This window comes from Streptomyces griseiscabiei (assembly GCF_020010925.1).
Lineage (GTDB): Bacteria > Actinomycetota > Actinomycetes > Streptomycetales > Streptomycetaceae > Streptomyces > Streptomyces griseiscabiei.
Genome location: NZ_JAGJBZ010000001.1, coordinates 2,267,804 through 2,283,832 on the forward strand (window position 1 = coordinate 2,267,804; position 16,029 = coordinate 2,283,832).

The 16,029-nt window shown below is 71.8% G+C and carries 12 protein-coding genes and 2 pseudogenes; 6 read left to right on the plus strand and 8 right to left on the minus strand.

All coding sequences use genetic code 11. The annotated features are described in order from the left end of the window. Window positions 1-22 precede the first annotated feature (22 nt). The 3 genes from J8M51_RS09845 to J8M51_RS09855 all read right to left on the minus strand — a co-directional run bounded on the left by J8M51_RS09845 (window position 23) and on the right by J8M51_RS09855 (window position 3,643). Complete coding sequence (locus tag J8M51_RS09845) at window positions 23-589, minus strand: MSMEG_1061 family FMN-dependent PPOX-type flavoprotein (protein ID WP_086760014.1); 567 nt, start codon at window positions 587-589, stop codon at window positions 23-25. 492 nt (window positions 590-1,081) lie between these two features. Beyond that, a complete protein-coding gene (locus J8M51_RS09850; protein ID WP_267299110.1) occupies window positions 1,082-2,044 on the minus strand; it encodes a DMT family transporter in 963 nt (320 codons plus the stop codon). A 258-nt stretch (window positions 2,045-2,302) separates the two neighbouring features. After that, window positions 2,303-3,643: a ferredoxin reductase family protein gene (locus J8M51_RS09855; protein ID WP_086760870.1), complete on the minus strand. Its 1,341-nt coding sequence runs from the start codon at window positions 3,641-3,643 to the stop codon at window positions 2,303-2,305. Window positions 3,644-3,856: 213 nt separating this feature from the next. On the opposite strand from J8M51_RS09855, the gene J8M51_RS09860 reads away from it, so the two are divergent. Further along, a complete protein-coding gene (locus tag J8M51_RS09860; RefSeq protein ID WP_086760872.1) occupies window positions 3,857-6,010 on the plus strand; it encodes a DUF4139 domain-containing protein in 2,154 nt (717 codons plus the stop codon). A gap of 7 nt (window positions 6,011-6,017) precedes the next feature. Then, window positions 6,018-7,580, plus strand: coding sequence for a mucoidy inhibitor MuiA family protein (locus J8M51_RS09865; RefSeq protein WP_086760868.1), 1,563 nt, complete (start codon window positions 6,018-6,020; stop codon window positions 7,578-7,580). A gap of 82 nt (window positions 7,581-7,662) precedes the next feature. Here the strand turns inward: J8M51_RS09865 and J8M51_RS09870 are convergent, their stop codons facing one another. After that, window positions 7,663-8,586 carry a GNAT family N-acetyltransferase gene (locus J8M51_RS09870; RefSeq protein WP_086760866.1) on the minus strand — a complete coding sequence of 308 codons (924 nt, stop codon included), beginning with the start codon at window positions 8,584-8,586 and terminating at the stop codon, window positions 7,663-7,665. A gap of 432 nt (window positions 8,587-9,018) precedes the next feature. Here J8M51_RS09870 and J8M51_RS46455 point away from each other — a divergent pair. The 3 genes and pseudogenes from J8M51_RS46455 to J8M51_RS09885 all read left to right on the plus strand — a co-directional run. Continuing rightward, window positions 9,019-9,460, plus strand: a pseudogene (locus J8M51_RS46455) (IS630 family transposase); the annotation flags it as partial. A gap of 71 nt (window positions 9,461-9,531) precedes the next feature. Next, on the plus strand, window positions 9,532-9,894 hold the full coding sequence (locus tag J8M51_RS09880; protein ID WP_086760864.1) for a hypothetical protein: 363 nt from the start codon (window positions 9,532-9,534) through the stop codon (window positions 9,892-9,894). 104 nt (window positions 9,895-9,998) lie between these two features. After that, window positions 9,999-10,501: pseudogene (locus tag J8M51_RS09885) on the plus strand (IS701 family transposase); the annotation flags it as partial. Window positions 10,502-10,514: 13 nt separating this feature from the next. On the opposite strand, the gene J8M51_RS09890 reads toward J8M51_RS09885, so the two are convergent. Beyond that, window positions 10,515-11,126: a hypothetical protein gene (locus tag J8M51_RS09890; protein ID WP_086760862.1), complete on the minus strand. Its 612-nt coding sequence runs from the start codon at window positions 11,124-11,126 to the stop codon at window positions 10,515-10,517. 237 nt (window positions 11,127-11,363) lie between these two features. Further along, window positions 11,364-11,786, minus strand: a complete 423-nt coding sequence (locus J8M51_RS09895; RefSeq protein WP_086760860.1) for a secondary thiamine-phosphate synthase enzyme YjbQ — start codon at window positions 11,784-11,786, stop codon at window positions 11,364-11,366. Between the two features lie 203 nt (window positions 11,787-11,989). Here J8M51_RS09895 and J8M51_RS09900 point away from each other — a divergent pair, with 203 nt between their 5' ends. Beyond that, window positions 11,990-13,084 (plus strand): NAD(P)-binding domain-containing protein, encoded by a 1,095-nt coding sequence (locus J8M51_RS09900; RefSeq protein WP_267299111.1) that lies wholly within the window; start codon window positions 11,990-11,992, stop codon window positions 13,082-13,084. A gap of 63 nt (window positions 13,085-13,147) precedes the next feature. On the opposite strand, the gene mltG is transcribed toward J8M51_RS09900, so the two are convergent. Beyond that, the gene (mltG, locus tag J8M51_RS09905; protein ID WP_086756687.1) at window positions 13,148-14,014 is read right to left on the minus strand and encodes an endolytic transglycosylase MltG; all 867 of its coding nucleotides are present in this window, start codon (window positions 14,012-14,014) and stop codon (window positions 13,148-13,150) included. A 43-nt stretch (window positions 14,015-14,057) separates the two neighbouring features. After that, the gene (locus J8M51_RS09910) at window positions 14,058-15,971 is read right to left on the minus strand and encodes an ABC transporter ATP-binding protein (protein WP_086756685.1); all 1,914 of its coding nucleotides are present in this window, start codon (window positions 15,969-15,971) and stop codon (window positions 14,058-14,060) included. Window positions 15,972-16,029: the final 58 nt, after the last annotated feature.

Below are 16,029 nucleotides of genomic sequence, written 5' to 3' on the forward strand. Positions count from 1 at the left end.
TTCGGCTTGATTTCGGCTGGATTCAGCCGGTCCGCCACGACGCCGGATCCCACACCCCGGAGCGGCGCAGCGACGCCGGGCAGTGCAGATAGATCTCGTCGATCTCCACGACCAGGGCCAGCGTGGGCCGCCGGTCGTCCAGGGTCATCGCGTCGAAGAACGGGGCGTCGGTGAGGACGCGGGCCCGCCCGTTGATCCGCAGGACCTCCTTGCTCCCCGGGATCAGATGGAGCAGCCCGGCGTGCGGGTTGTCGAGGATGTTGTGGAAGCTGTCGCCCCGCCGGTTCCCCGGCCGGTCGGGCAGGGCTATCACCCCGGAGTCGACGACATGGGTGAACCCCGGCGCGTCCCCGCGCGGCGAGACGTCGCAGTTGCCATGGGCGTCGGAGGTGGCCAGCAGACAGAGCGGCGAGCGGGCCAGGATGCCCCGGTCCTGCTCGGTGAGCCGGTCGTGGACCTTCTCGATCACCACGGGCCAGGGCTCACCCAGCAGTTCACGCAACTCCTCACGCGACCCCAGCTCGACCCACCCGTCCCCGGTCGCCGCCTCCGGTCCGCCCCCGGCAGTGGTCTCGATCGTGCGCGGCAAGGCCGACCCCCAAGGTGTACGCGTCCAGCGGTGACTGCGCCTCGGACCCGAGGCGAAGTTAGGTCAGCCTAACCACATGATCCGTGCAGGGTCCAGGCAATCGGGGCGGGGCCCGGTGGGCGGGAGGCCGGGCCTGGGCGGGCGGGGGCCCGGACCGGGACGGAGGAGGGCTCGGCCCCAGGCGGCGTGGGCCCCGGCCTCGCGCGGCGTGGGCCCGGACCCGAACGGTGCCCGCTGGCCAGGGGTGTTGCGAAACCCCGCCCCTACACCCGCGGCGGCCCTAGGTCGTGTCCGCATAGTCCCGCCTGCCCCGCGACGCCTGGCACGCTCCCACTCCCGGCTGCGCCCGAGCGGGAGGGGCCCCCACCACCGCACCGGGCGAAAACCCAAGTACGTTCCAGTACGAGGGCTTGCGCCCGGCACGCCGAGCGCACGCACCAGACGCCGCGAGACCCGCCCTCCGGACGGACGACGGGACTTTACGGACACGCCCTAGCGGATCCCTCGGCCCGCGCCGATCGGCACCGCCAGCAGCACAAGGCCGAGCGCGAGGACCCCCAGCCCGCACCACGAGGCGGCCGGCAGCCGCTCGCCGAGGACGGCCACCCCGAGGACCGCCGCCACGGCCGGCTCCGCGAGGGTCAGCGCGGTGGCCGTCGACGCGGGCGTACGGCGCAGTCCGTGCCCGAAGAGCCGGTAGGCCAGGTAGACGGTGAACAGGGCGAGATACACCGCGACGGCCGCCCCACGGGTGGTGGTGAGCCAGTGCGCGCCGGTGAACACCACGACCGGCACGACGAGCAGCCCGGCCGCGCCGAACAGCACGCCCATCACCGCGCCGGAGGCATGCCCGCGTGTGATGAGCCTCCCGCCGATCGACGAGTAGACGGCGTACGGCAGCCCACCGCACGCGGCGAGCGCCACTCCGGCCAGGTCGGTCGTCCCGCCGGTCCCGGTGAGCCGGGGGCCCAGCACGAGCAGGGCGCAGCCCAGCACGGCGGACGCGGTGGCCGCGGTCCAGCGCGCGGTGGGCCGGGCCCGCCCGGTGATCCAGGACAGCAGCCCGGCGAAGACCGGCGCGCTGCCCAGCGCGATCACCGTGGCGACGGCCACGCCGGTGCGGGCGACCGCCGGGTAGTAGGTGGCCGGATACACGGCGACCGCCGACGCGCCGAGCACCAGCAGCCACCGCTCGGCGCGGGTGCACACGGCGGGCAGCGAGCGGGCGCCCCGGGCGGTGAGGAACATCAGGATGCCGCCGAGGGCGAGCCCGGCACAGCCGATGGCCGCCGCCGGGGCCCCGGCGGGTGCCAGCGTGGCGGCGGTCCCGGTCGTGCCCCACAGCAGGGCCGCGACGAGGATGGGGGCGGGGCCGTCGAGGAGGACGGGGCGGGAGGAGCGCGGGCCGTCGGCGGCCGGGCGCGCGGGAGTCAGAGGGGTCGTACGGTTCGGCACAGTCGTGAACTTCCGTCGTCGAATACGTCGGGGACTGGATTCGAAAACGGGCGCACGACAACAGCCCCTGACCGCCCACGGGACGGACGGACGGGGCCGGGAATCAAACCGTCGGTGTCGGCGCCCGGTCAGGCGCCGAGCGGCGGCAGAACGACGTGCCAGTAGGTGTTCACGGGGCGACGGTACTACGGGGGCCGGGCGCGCCCGCCACGGGGTCTCCGCCCCCGCGGGGACCGCGCTCCCGCGCGCCGCCCCCGCTCAGGCCAGCCCGAACCTCTCGGCGTGGATCTGTCCACGGGGGACGCGCAGCCCGCGCAGGGCAGCGAGCACGGCCGAGGTCATCGCGGGCGGGCCGCAGACATAGACATCACGCTCGGTGATGTCGGGGACGAGGGCATGGAGGTTCGCCGGCTCGAACGGCGGCGGCCCCTCCCCCCTGCGGCCGGTGAGCAGATGCAGCCGCCCGCCGCGCGCCGCGACCAGCGCGCGCACCTCGTGGACCAGTACCGCCTCCCGCTCACCGCGCACCCGGTAGAGCACGACGACATCGCCCGCCGGTTCCTCCTCCAGCAGGGCCCGGACGGGCGTGATCCCGACCCCGCCGGCGATCAGCAGAGCGCCGGGCCGGGTGCGGTGCAGCGAGGTGAACGCCCCGTACGGCCCCTCGACGAACGCGCGGGTGCCGACCGGGACATGACGCAGTCCGGCACTGGTGTCGCCGACCGCCTTGGCCGTCAGACGCAGCGTACGGCCGTCGGGGGCCGCCGACAGCGAGAACGGGTTCGCCGACCACCAGTGGCCGTGTCCGGGGAACCGCCAGATGCAGAACTGCCCCGCCCGGGCGGGAAGTCTGTCGAGGTGACGGCCCGCGACGTGCACCGACACCACGTCGTGCGACTCCGGCACGACCGCCACGACCCGGAACCGGTGGTACAGGTTCCGCCACACGGGCACGACGGCGCGCCCCGCCACCAGGGCGCCGAACGCGAACAGCCACAGGGCCCACCAGTAGACCGTGGCCGCCACGGACGAACGGAACGTCGTGGTCTCCAGCAACTGGTGCACGAACGCCATCCCCAGCGCCACGTACACCAGCAGATGCAGCCCGTGCCAGGTCTCGTACCGCAACCGGCGTCGTATCCGGCGCAGGGAGACCACGACGGCCACGACCAGGAAGGCCGCGGCCCACATCCCCAGCAGCGAGGCCGGCACGCCGCCCAGCGCGAGGAACGTGCTCCCCATCGACGCGTCGTCGAGCCTCGCGTACCCGAGTACCACCAGGACGGCATGGGTGAGGATCGTCCACATCAGACCGAAGCCGACCCACCGGTGCCACACCGTCAGCCGGTCCATGCCGATCCGGCGGTCCAGCCACGGCAGCCGGGCCACCAGCAGCAGTTGGAACATCATCAGCACGGCGGCGTGCAGCCCGAAGAACTTGGCGACCGTGAGCACGTCGTTCTTGCCGGCTCCGGCGGTGACGAAGAGGAACTCGACGATCGCCAGGTTGACGAGGACGAACGTCCACAGTGCCCGGCGCGCCACGACCACCGGCGGCACGCTGCTCCGCCGCACGCCCGATGAGACTGTCGCCCCCATCGCTCCCCCTCACGGATCGAGACCGGAACGCACGATCGAGACCGGAACGACGGCTGAGGACGCACGGCCGAAAACGCGCGCTGGAAGGGCTACCCAAGGAGGAGTCGCTTCACGCTCCGGGACCACCGCCCGGGAGATGTACCGACCGTCGCCGTCGGCGCGAGCACCCCCGCGTAGGCTTCGCTCAGCATGGACACGGCGGGGGCGGAGCACATGACGACTGAGTCGGCACAGCGGTGGGGTTCGACGCTCGACGCGGTCGCGGTGTACGCGCGGGGCGCGCTCTGCCGCCGCCTGGCGCGTGGCATCGTGCCGCCCGACGGCCGGGTACGGGTGACGGGACTGCCCCGTTCCCTGGACCCGGACTCCCTGCGGGCCCGGGTCCTGGGCGCCCACGGTGCGCGTGTCACCGAAGCCCGGGTGGACGTCGAGGCCGAGCCGTTCGCCACGGGCACGTCCGACGCCCTGCGGGGCGAGGTCGAGCGCCTGCGGGACGAGTGCGCGGCGGCACGGGCCCGCCGGGACCGGCAGCTGGGCCTGATCGAGGAGATCAGGGCGCTCCACCCGGTCCCGCCGGCCCGCAGGCGGGAGGACCCGCACCGCCGTACCCCGGTCGACGCGTGGCTGGAACTCGCCGACTTCGTCGACGAGCGGCTGACGGGACTGCACCTGCGTCTCGTCGAGCTGGAGAAGGCGCTGCACGACGTCGAGCACGCGCTCGACGTCGCCGCCGACCGACTCGCCCGTGCCTCCACCGACGCGCCGTCCGCGCATGTGGAGACCACGGTCTGCGCGCTCCTGACCCTCGACGGCGCCGGGGACACGGAGGTGGAGCTGGAGGTGGAGTACGGGGTGCCGGGTGCGGTCTGGGTCCCGACCTACCGTCTCACGCACCGTCAGGGCGACGGCACCGGCAGGCTGGTGCTGCGTGCCTCGGTCGCCCAGCGGACCGGCGAGGACTGGACCGGGGTGCGGATCTCCCTGGCCACCGCCGATCTCCGCCGCCGCACCGATCTGCCGGTGCTCCGCTCGATCCGCGTCGGACGCCGTCAGCCCGCCGCCGCGCCCTCCGGCTGGCGCGAGCCTCCGTCCGGGCTCGCCGACCTGTTCACCGGGTACGAGACGGCCGGCCCCCGTCCTGCCGCGCTCACCGCGTCGACGGCCGTCGCGGTCGGTGCCGCGCCCACGGGCGGTCGCGTTGCCGCGGGCGGTCCCGTTGCCGCGGGCGGTCCCGTTGCCGCGAGAGGTCCCGTTCCCCCACCGCCGCCTCCCCCGGCGCCGCCGCCGCCGGGGTACGGCGGCCCACCACCGGTGATGGCCCCGGCGCCCGGCGGCGGCGCGGAGGGCACTCTGCCGGAAGCCTTCGAAGGCGCGATGCCCACGTTCGCGCGACCCGTCGCCGGGGCCGGCCCCGGCGGCGGACCGCCTGCCGCCGCCAGGTCCTTCGCCGCCGCCCCGGCGCCCAAGAGGCCCGCGGCACCCGGGCGGGCGGCACCACCGCCCCCTCCGACACCGGTGTCCGGCCCGCCGCGGCCGAGCGGCACCGAACTCGACTACGCCTCCCTCGTCCTGAGCGGCCCCGACGAGCCGGCCGGCCGCAGGGGCCGGCTGTTCCCCGGCTCCTCCTACGACCCCGTGGCGACCGAGTACCGTCGCCGAGCCGAAGCCGTGGCCGAACTGCCGTTGCCCGGGCAGGCCGTGCGACCCCGTGAGTCGGCGGGCTCCTTCGACCACCGCTTCGACGCCGCCGCCCGCGCCGACATTCCGTCGGACGGCACCTGGCACACCGTCACCGTCGGCGAGATCCCGGTCGGCCTGCGCACCGAGTACCTCTGTGTGCCGTCCGTGGAGCAGACCGTCTACGCCACGCTGGTGCTCTCCAACGCCACCGACCAGGCGCTGCTGGCCGGTCCGGTGGAGGTCACCGTCGACGACGACTTCCTGCTGACCGCCGCACTGCCCACGCTCGCGCCCGGCGGTGTACGCCGGGTGGGCCTCGGACCCGCCGAGGGCATCCGGGTCACCCGGCGCACCAACCTGCACGAGTCGACCGCCGGTCTGCGCGGCAACACCACCGTGCTCGACCACCGCGTCCATGTGGAGCTGGCCAACCGGCTCGCGCGGCCCGTCACCGTCGAGGTCCGCGAGCGGGTGCCGGTCACCTCCGAGCCCGGCGTACGGATCGACGAACGACCCGAAGCCGGCTGGACGGCACCCGAGGAAGGCACCGGGCCCGACCGGCATGAGCCCGGCACCCGCGTCTGGCGACTGGACCTGCCCGCGGGCGCCACCACCGCCCTCGACGGCGGCTACGAGATCCGCATCCCCACCGGCAAGACCCTCACCGGCGGCAACCGCAGGAGCTGACACACCCATGGCCACGGCCCCGAAGCCGATCCCCCTCCCCGTCACCGCCGTCACCTGCCTGGAAGACCGCGCCCACGTCGAACGCACCGCCGTGCTCGACCTGACGGCCGGGGTCCAGCGGCTGCGCCTCGGTCCGGTCGGCGCGCTGGCCGTCGACCGCACCCTCCACGCCGAACTGACCGGCGATCACCCCGCGACCGTGCTCGACGCGCGGATCGTCCGCACCTGGACGCCCCGCGCACCGCTGCCGCCCACCGACGACGACTCCGCCCTGCGGCACCGCGTCCACGCACTCGAAGAGGAGCGGCAGGCCCTGGAACAGCAGGGCGACCGGCTGCGGGCCCGCCTCGACCTGCTCGGTCGGCTCGCCACCGATCTGCTGCGGGAGATCGGCGAAGGCACCGGCTCCGGGGAGAGCGAACGGCCCCGCTGGGCCCGCGAACTGGACCGGGTGGACGAGGAGCGCGACACACACGCCGAGCGACTGCGCGCCGTGGAGGCCCGGTCGACCGCCCTGGCCGCCGAACTCGCCGAAGCCGAGCGGGCCCTGCACCTCGCCGAGGAGGAGCCCGCCGAACTGGTCGGCCATGTCGAGCTGACCGTGGAGACCGCGATCGCCGGGCAGGTCGGGCTACGCCTGAGCCACCTCACCCCGTGCGCGCTGTGGCGGCCCGCCTACCGTGCCGTGCTCGACGGGGACTCCCTGACGCTGGAGACGGACGCGATGGTCTGGCAGCGCACCGGCGAGGACTGGTCGGACGTACGGCTGACGCTGTCCACGGCGCGCTCGGCACTGGCCGGTGATCCGCCGCGGCTGCGCGAGGACCGGCTGACCCTGGAGGACCGCTCGCCGGCGGAGCGCCGCACGGTCGACGTCGAACTGCGCGAGGAGGAGATCGGCGACCTCGGGCCCGCCCCGGTGCTCGGTCTGCCCGGCGTGGACGACGGCGGCGAGGCCCGGGTGCTGAGGTCCCCCGCGCCGGTCTCCGTGCCCGGGGACGGCCGCGCCCACCGGGTGCCGCTCTCGGTGTCCACCACGGCCGCGAGCAGCGAGTACGCCTGCTCCCCCGAGGTGTCGCCGCTGGTCACCCAGGTGGTGCGGTTCGACAACCGGTCCGGCCACGCGCTGCTCGCCGGGCCCGTGGACCTGGTCCGCGGCAGCGGGTTCAGCGGTCGCGGCACGCTTGCCTTCACCGCCCCCGGCGCCCCCGTCGAGCTGGCTTTCGGCAGCCGCGACGACTTCCGGGTGGCCCGCCGCACCGAGGAGTCCCGCGACTCGGCGGGCCTCACCCAGCGGACCGTGGTCACCCGCACGGTCCGGCTGCATCTGTCCCGGTTCTCCGCCCCCGGTGAGCACGACGAGCGGCTCGTCGCCCTGCGGGAACGGATCCCGGTCTCCGAGGTCTCGGCGGTCGAGGTCCGCCTCCGCAAGGACGCCTGCTCCCCCGCTCCCGACACGGTCGACGCCGAGGGCATCGTCCGCTGGGACGTCCCACTCCCACCCGACGGCCACCGCACGGTCACCCTGGTCTACGAGCTGTCGGCGAACGCCAAGGTCACCGGCCTCTGAACACGGCTCTCCGGACAGGACCGCCGGGACGGACAAGTCGGCCGCGATCACCAGACCAGGCACCCAGTTCGACGTTCTGGTGTCAGCCGGTGCTGTCAGCGGGCACTGGGGGCGTCCGGGCGACGGGGTGGAAGTTGACGCGTTCGCGCTCCACAGGGAAACCGGCCTTGGCGAAGTTCGCGGCCATGGGGAAGTTGCCCCGGTCCGTGGCTCCGGTGACGGCCTCCGCGCCCTGTTCCACCAGGAAGTGGGTGCACTCGGCGAGGAGGTCGTAGGCGTAACCGTGGCCGCGGTGTTCCGGCAGGACGCCGATGAAACCGATGGTCGGTCCGGAGGGGTTGTGCGCCGGGATGTGGATGCCGGCCAGTTCACCTTCCGGGGTGCGGGCCAGCTGCCACCATTCCCGCGGGGACGGGCACCAGTGGAAGAATTCCAGTTCTTCCCGCGCGGCCTGGTCGAGGCCGCCCTCCTCGATGGCCTTCAGCGCATGGGCGTCCAGCGTGGCCGCGTGGATGCGGCGCAGCGCGTCGAAGAAGACCGCGTCGTCGGGCTCGGGACCGAAGACGAGACGCCCGGGCCGCTCGGGCAGCCCGCGCTCCGGGGTCCAGCGGTACAGGAAGCGTTCCACCAGGAGCTCATAGCCGGCGGCCCGGGCGGCGGCGAAGCGCGTCTCGGCGGCCGCGGCCAGAGCGGGGTGCTCACGCCAGTCACCGGGCAGGTTGAGCTCGAGTTCCACCTGCCACGGGGCGGAGCGCAGAAGTTCGGCCCCCGCCTCGACCTCGCCCTCGGCGACGTCGAACCAGTTGAGGTTGACGGGCTCCTCATCATCGGAACCACCCCACCAGGCGCCACGGGCGACAACAGCGCCGTCCCGCAGGGCCACCCGCTTCCAGTGAGGACGATGTGTGGTCCGCTCGTGCGCGGCACGGGCGTTCAGCGGGTCGGGGTGTGCGTCGAACAGATGCGCGTCACTCTCGTCGAGCGCGCGAATGACCGTATCGGTCATGGATTCCTCCGGGATACGTACGGCAGAAGCGCTCCCGGTCGGATCAGAGGTGCCACACCGGGGTAGCGGGGAGGGAGCGCTGAATGGTCGAGAACTGCACGGCACTCGACTCCTTCCGTCCGTCTCACACGGCGTGGTCCGGGTCCAGACGCTACTTGACCACCGACGCCTCCGTCCACGGAAATTGCGCACCATACTGACGAGGCTCCCGCCCCCGCCGATTCACGTGGTTGCGGGCGGCGGGGCCGAAACGCGCAAGTACCTTCCTGACCTGGGACGATGAGCCTTGCTTCGCAGGTTGCCCAAGGGGAGGCGGCGGTGCGGGGCGAGCAACAGGTTGCTTGCCGATCCGTGCATGCCCGCGTCCGTCTCGTGTAGGCCGTCGATGAGGTGTGAGCCCGACTCCGTCAGGTCGATGAGCCAGGACTTGCAACTCCCGTGGCCCGCGTTCGCGGACGGGGCTCGGGCCGGGTATCGATGGTGGGCATGACCTGCTACAAGCCTGGCGAGCGGTCCCGGCTCGTCTACTCCGTCCGCGAGCACACCGGACGCAAGGACCAGCCCACGGGCTTCGGTTGGCGCGACTCCCGCGACCTGCTGATCCGCGCCCGCAACCAGCTCGGCGGCCCGATCGTCCTTGTCCGGGACAACGTCCGCTTGCACCTGACCAAGCCCCTGCGGGAGTTCATCGAAACCAACGCGGACTGGCTCACGGTCGTCCTGGTCTCTGGTCAAGCGCGACATCGGCAACCTCGCCGCCGCTGACCTCAGCCAGATCACCCGCGCCGTGAAGCGCAAACTCAGGATGCTTCAGTACCGACCGGAGGTCTTCGACGGCTGCCTCGCAGACACCACCCTCGTCCTGGGCACGTGAGCTGGCAGACCGAACGGTGCTGGGCCGGGCACGGTCATCATCCAAAGCCACAGGTCAGATACGGTGACGGGATGACCGAGAGCCTGCCTGCCGACGTCGCCGACGTGCTTGCGCTGGTTCTGAACGCGCAGGATCCGATTCATGTCGCGCTCCGAAGGCAGGTTCCGTACCTCAGCGTGCGGGCGCGCTGCACATGCGGGTGCGGTACTGCCTACTTCGCACTCGACACCAGCGAGGTGGAGCCCGCGCCCGTCGGCCCCGGCACCCTCGTGGCGGCCGAAGCGCAGCTGGTCACCGAGACCGGCGAGTGCCCCGGTGAGGTCCTGGTCTTCACGCAGGGCGGCTACCTGTCGTGGCTGGAAGTCTGCTCATGGAGCGACGACACCAAGGTGACACTGTCTGCCTCACGTCACTGGCTGCAGCCTCCCTCTTGATCCCGACCGACATCACGAGTTCAAGTTGAGTAGTGCCCAACAGCGTTTCGTGGGCGTGCCTGTTGGACAGATCCGGCAATGGGTACGGCCACCGGTGACCAGCGGTGTGTGGAGACAGACGACGATGCCGCAGTGCTGGTCGTCGAAACGCGGCACCGACTACGTCCTCACGATGGCCGGCTCGGCCGAACTACCCACCGGAGCAGGTACGTTCCGCTCCGATGCCCTCGTGCACAAGGTGCCCAAGCGCGCCTGGCAGAAACTCTCGGCCGGGCCCGGCGCGAAAGGAACAGGGGTTCTACGACTGGGCCGTCATCAACCTCGCCGAAGTGGCACCGGGCTGCCAGCGGCTACTGATCCGACGCAACCGCACCACTGGCCAACTCGTCTGCTACCGCTACCACTCCACCGCACCGGCACCCCTGGCCACCCTGGTCAAAGTCGGGGACGAGCACCAAGTCCGCCGCCGCTCCTCCTGGCCCGCCGGGTCATCACCCTCGCGATGCCGGCCCATGCCTACCTCGCCGTCGTCCGCGCCGACGAACACGAACACCGCCCCACACCCGACGACATGAGCACGCTGGCCTGCAACGAGATCCTGCGCCTCGGAACACGCACGTTCAGGAGTCCGCGAGAACCTTCTGAATCAGCCCGTCCACGTCTTCGAGGATCCGCTGGAAATCCTTACCCTGGATCTTCGGCGCATCCCCGTCCAGATGAGACATGGATATCAGGCTCAGAACCGATCCGTATCGCGCCCAGAAGTACCACTCAATACATCCGGCCTCCTGATTCCCGTCCAAACAGATGAGGCTGGAATCATCGGCGTGCAGACCCTCAGGGGAATCGAGATGCACCGGTTTCCATGGCCAGGTCTTTCCGTGTTTATCCTCGGGCGAGTTGTCCTCGAATGCGTATTTTGCACGTCCCGCTCCCCCGTACCACCCGATGAAGTGATACAGAGTGCACCCCGAAGGCGTCTTCCCCAGACGCGAGTTCCACCACTCCGTCCCGTGCAACACCCGCGAGCCCTCGCCGGAGCCCAGCGCGTCGGCCTCGACCACGTACGCGCCACCGCAGTCACCATTGGACATCGCTCCAACGGCCAGAACCATCGGCTCCAGCCGTAAATCGGGAGCGGGGATGGGCCCCACGTCGGCACACCCGACGAGAATGGAGAGCGACGAGAGCGCCAGCAAGGCGGCCAGCGCGCGACCGGGAATCTTCTTCACGGAACTATTTCTTAGTCCCAATCCTCATCACCCCGCACTCCTTGACACTTTGGCACAGTATCCACGATCGCTCCATGGAGGTCCGTCTCGACCATGTCGCTCCCGAAGAGCCCATAGAGGTCGATTCCCACATCAATCGAAATGCTGCCCGCGCCAGACCACGAGGCTTCTCCGCACTTCTCCGTTTCGAACGCGCAAGGCATGGAGATTCGGCAGCCCCGCCCAGGGCATTTCTTCTCAGCCCAGGAAGCTCAGCCGCACCTGACGGTCGGGGTTGTCCTTGTTCGTGTCCACCAGGCACACCGACTGCCAGGTCCCCAGCTCCAGTCGGCCGGCGACGACCGGGAGGGTGGCGTGGGGTGGGACGAAAGCGGGGAGGACGTGGTCGCGGCCGTGGCCGGGGCTGCCGTGGCGGTGGTGCCAGCGGTCGTCGGCGGGGAGGAGGGTGTGGAGGGCGGCGAGGAGGTCGTCGTCGCTGCCGGCACCCGTTTCGATGACCGCGATGCCGGCCGTGGCGTGCGGGACGAAGACGTTGAGGAGACCGTCCCGGCCGGCCGCCGCCTCGCGGAGAAAGCTCTCGCAGTCACGGGTGAGGTCGACGACCCGCTCACGGGAGCCGGAGGCGATGTTCAGGACTCGGGTGGTGAAGGCATCGGACATACCCTCATCCTCGCGCACTCCGCACCCCGCGCGGCTCACCAAGGGCTACGCCGCGAGCACCGGCCGTGGACAGCGGCGAAGTCGGCGTCGGCAACACCCCACCGGTCTTCGCCTTCCTGACAGGACGGCCCGGTGCGGGCGGGCGGGCGGGCGGATAGGCGGACGTCGGGAAGATCCGCGCCCCCTCCACCGTTGGTGGAAGCGTGAACAACACGCGTGAGGTCGAGGTACGTCAGGTCGACGTGGTCGTCATAGGCGCCGGTCAGGCGGGCCTTGCCGGTGCCTACCACCTGCGCCGCAGCGGTTTCGAGCCGGAGCGCGACTTCGTGGTGCTGGACCACTCCCCGGGCCCGGGCGGCGCCTGGCAGTTCCGCTGGCCTTCGCTGACGTACGGCAAGGTGCACGGGATGCATGCGCTGCCGGGCATGGAGCTGACGGGGGCCGATCCGCAGCGGCCGTCCTCCGAGGTCGTCAGGGAGTACTTCGACGCGTACGAGCGCGCTTTCGACCTGCGGGTGCGACGCCCGGTGGATGTGCGCGCCGTGCGTGCGGGCGAGGGCGGGCGGCTGCTGGTGGAGACCTCGGACGGTACGTGGTCGACGCGCGCGCTGATCAACGCGACGGGTACCTGGGACCGGCCGTTCTGGCCGCGTTATCCCGGCCAGGAGACGTTCCGGGGGCGGCAGTTGCACACCGCCCAGTACCCCGGGCCCGAGGAGTTCGCGGGGCTGCGGGTGGTCGTGGTGGGCGGGGGCGCGTCCGGGACGCAGCATCTGCTGGAGATCGCGCCGTACGCCGCCGCGACGACATGGGTGACGCGGCGGCCGCCCGTGTTCCGTGAGGGGCCCTTCGACGAGGGCGCCGGACGGGCGGCCGTGGCCATGGTGGAGGAGCGGGTGCGGCAGGGGCTGCCGCCGAGAAGTGTGGTGTCGGTGACCGGGCTGCCGCTCAACGACGCGATCCGGCGGGGTCTCGCGGATGGTGTTCTGGACCGGCTGCCGATGTTCGACCGGATCACGCCCGGCGGTGTGGAGTGGGACGACGGCCGCCGCGTGGACGCCGATGTCATCCTCTGGGCGACCGGCTTCCGGGCCGCCGTCGACCATCTCGCCCCGCTGCGGCTGCGGGAGCCCGGTGGCGGCATCCGGATCGACGGCACCCGCGCGGTCGCCGACCCGCGGATCCACCTGATCGGCTACGGCCCCTCGGCGAGCACCATCGGCGCCAACCGCGCCGGTCGCGCGGCGGTACGGGACATCCGGCGGCTGCTGGCGAGCGAGCCTGCCGCTGCCGCCTGACGTCCCGGGTCGACCGGCCCGGCCCGGCCCGCCCCGAGGGGCCGGGTGCGGTCGGCCGTCGCCTCAACCGGCCGTGGAGGGGGGCGCCGCACTCGCCGACGCCTTCTTCCGGTTCTCGTTGAACTCGGCGACATTGCTCAGGTGTTCCTGGTAGTTCGCCGTGAAGCGGGTGTCGCCCGGCTTGACGGTGACGAAGTACAGCCAGTCGCCCTCCGCCGGATTGACGGCGAACCGCATAGCCGCCGACCCCGGGTTGGCGATCGGCGTGGGCGGCAGGCCCATGCGCCGGTACGAGTTGTAGGGGCTGTCGAGCTTCGTGTCGTCGACGGTGGTGTCCAGCGTCGAGCGGTTCAGCGCGTAGTTGATGGTGGAGTCCATCTGCAGCGGCATCCCGCGCTCCAGACGGTTGAAGATGACCCGGGACACCTTGCCCATGTCCGCCTCGGTGGCCGCCTCGGCCTGGATGATGCTGGCGATGGTGACCGCCTGATAGACGTTCATCGCGTTGCGCTGGGCCCCGGCCGTGACCTGACCGCCGTTGAACTTCTTGTTCGCGGTCTCCACCATGAACGCCAGCAGAGACTCGGGGGTCGATTTCTCCCGCAGCGGATACGTCGCCGGGAAGAGATAGCCCTCGGGGTTGCCCTCGGCGTCGTCCGGCAGCATCAGCTCGGCCTTGGCCAGGGACTTCTTGGTGGATCCGGCGGGCAGGGCGAGGGCCTTGTCGACGGCTTCGTAGACCTGGCGGGCGCGCCAGCCCTCCGGGATCACCAGGGACGTCGGGTGCTCGGCCGCGCCGCCACCGCCCTCCACGCTCAGCAGCGGCACCGCCACGGCGGTGGCCGCCACGACGGCCCCGGCCGCGATGAGGGCGGCCCGGCCCCGACGCGTCAGTCGAATCGTGCTCCGTGGCGGAGTGTTCATCTGCATGCGGGCACGGTAACCCGCATATCACCTCAAACCCGGCATATCTTCATCTTGTCGGTTCCAGTTTCGGCTCCGATGCCGGCGCCTTCACCACCTCGCGGTCCGGCTTCAGCCGGGCGTCCCGTCGCACCAGTGCCGCGTAGCGGCCGCCGCTCTCCAGCAGTTCCTCGTGCGTACCGCGTTCCACGGCACGGCCGGAGTCGAGGACGACGATCTGGTCGGCCTCCCGGACGGTGGAGAGCCGGTGGGCGATGGTGACGGTGGTGCGGTTGGCGGAGAGCGCGTCGATGGCCCGCTGCACCGCGTGCTCGGTGCGGGTGTCGAGGGCGCTGGTCGCCTCGTCGAGGATGAGGACCGGCGGGTCGCGCAGGATGGTGCGGGCGATGGCGAGCCGCTGCTTCTCCCCGCCGGAGAAGCGGTGGCCGCGTTCGCCGACGACCGTGTCGTAGCCGTCCGGCAGCGCCGCGATGTGGTCGTGGATCTGGGCCGCCCGTGCCGCCTCGTGCAGTTCCTCGTCGGTGGCGTCCGGCTTGGCGAAGCGCAGGTTGTCGGCGACCGAGGCGTGGAAGAGGTACGTCTCCTGGGAGACGACGCCGATGCCCCGGGCCAGGGTGTCGAAGTCCAGGTCGCGCACGTCGACGCCGTCGAGGGTGACCCGGCCGCCCGTGACGTCGTACAGCCTCGGCACCAGGCTGCCGAGCGTGGACTTGCCCGCGCCGGTCGGACCGACGACGGCGAGGCTGCCGCCGGCCGGGACGGTGAGGTCGATGCCGGTGAGGATCGGGCTCGCCTTCGCGTCGGTGTCGGAGGTGCCCTGGCCGTCGGGGGTGCCCTGGCCGTCGGGGGTGCCCGGATCGCCGTCGTAGCGGAACTCGACGTTCTCGAAGCGGACTTCACCCTTGATCCGGTCGAGGTGGACCGGGTGCTCGGGCTCGGTGATGTCGATCGGCAGGTCGAGGTACTCGAAGATGCGCTGGAACAGGGCGAGCGAGGCCTGGATCTGCACGCCGGTGGAGAGCAGGCTCACGGTCGGCCGGAACAGGTTCTGCTGGAGCGAGACGAAGGCGACCAGTGTCCCGACGGAGACGGACGGGCCGCCGAGCTGGAGCGCGACGCCTGCGGTCCAGTAGATGACGGCGGGCATCGCGGCCATGACGACGGTGATGATGGCCATCCGCCAGCGCCCGGCCATGTTGGACCGGACCTCCAGGTCGACGAGTCCCTCGGACTCCTCGGCGAAGGACTTGGTGAGGGAGTCTGCGCGGCCCATCGTCCGGCCGAGCAGGATGCCGCTGACGGAGAGCGACTCGGTGACCGTCGCGGCCATGGCCGCCATCTGGTTCTGGCGCTGGGTGGTGATCTTCTTGCGCTCGTCGCCGACCCGGCGGCTTATCCACACGAACAACGGCAGCAGAAGCAGGGTGACCACGGTGAGCCGCCAGTCGAGGGCGACCATGGCGACGACGGTGGCGACCACACTGGTGGTGTTGGAGACCAGCGAGGTGGCCGTCGAGGTGACGGTCGCCTGCATGCCGCCGATGTCGTTGGCGATGCGGGACTGGACCTCGCCGGTGCGGGTCCGGGTGAAGAAGGCGAGCGACATGCGCTGCAGCCGGCCGTAGACGGCGGTGCGCAGGTCGTGCATGACGCGCTGGCCGACGGTCGTGGAGATCAGGGTCTGCAGAACGCCGAAGATGCTGGTGAGCACCGCGCTCACGATCATGCCGAGGGCCAGCAGGCTCAGCAGGCCGGTGCGGCCCTCGGGGATCGCGGTGTCGAGGATCTCCTTGAGGAGGAAGGGGGTGGCGACCGACGCGAGCGACGCGGCGCCGACGAGCAGGCCGACGATCGCGAGCCGGCCCCGATAGGGACGGAAGAGTCTGAGGATGCGGCGGACCTGGCGGGGCTGTTCCTGCGAGACGCCGGACGGCCCCCGGGTGGGTTCGTTGTCGGGACGCATGGGCTCCTACGGGAGGTGAGACGGATGGGACGGCGCGCCCCGGGCCACGTCCTGGGCG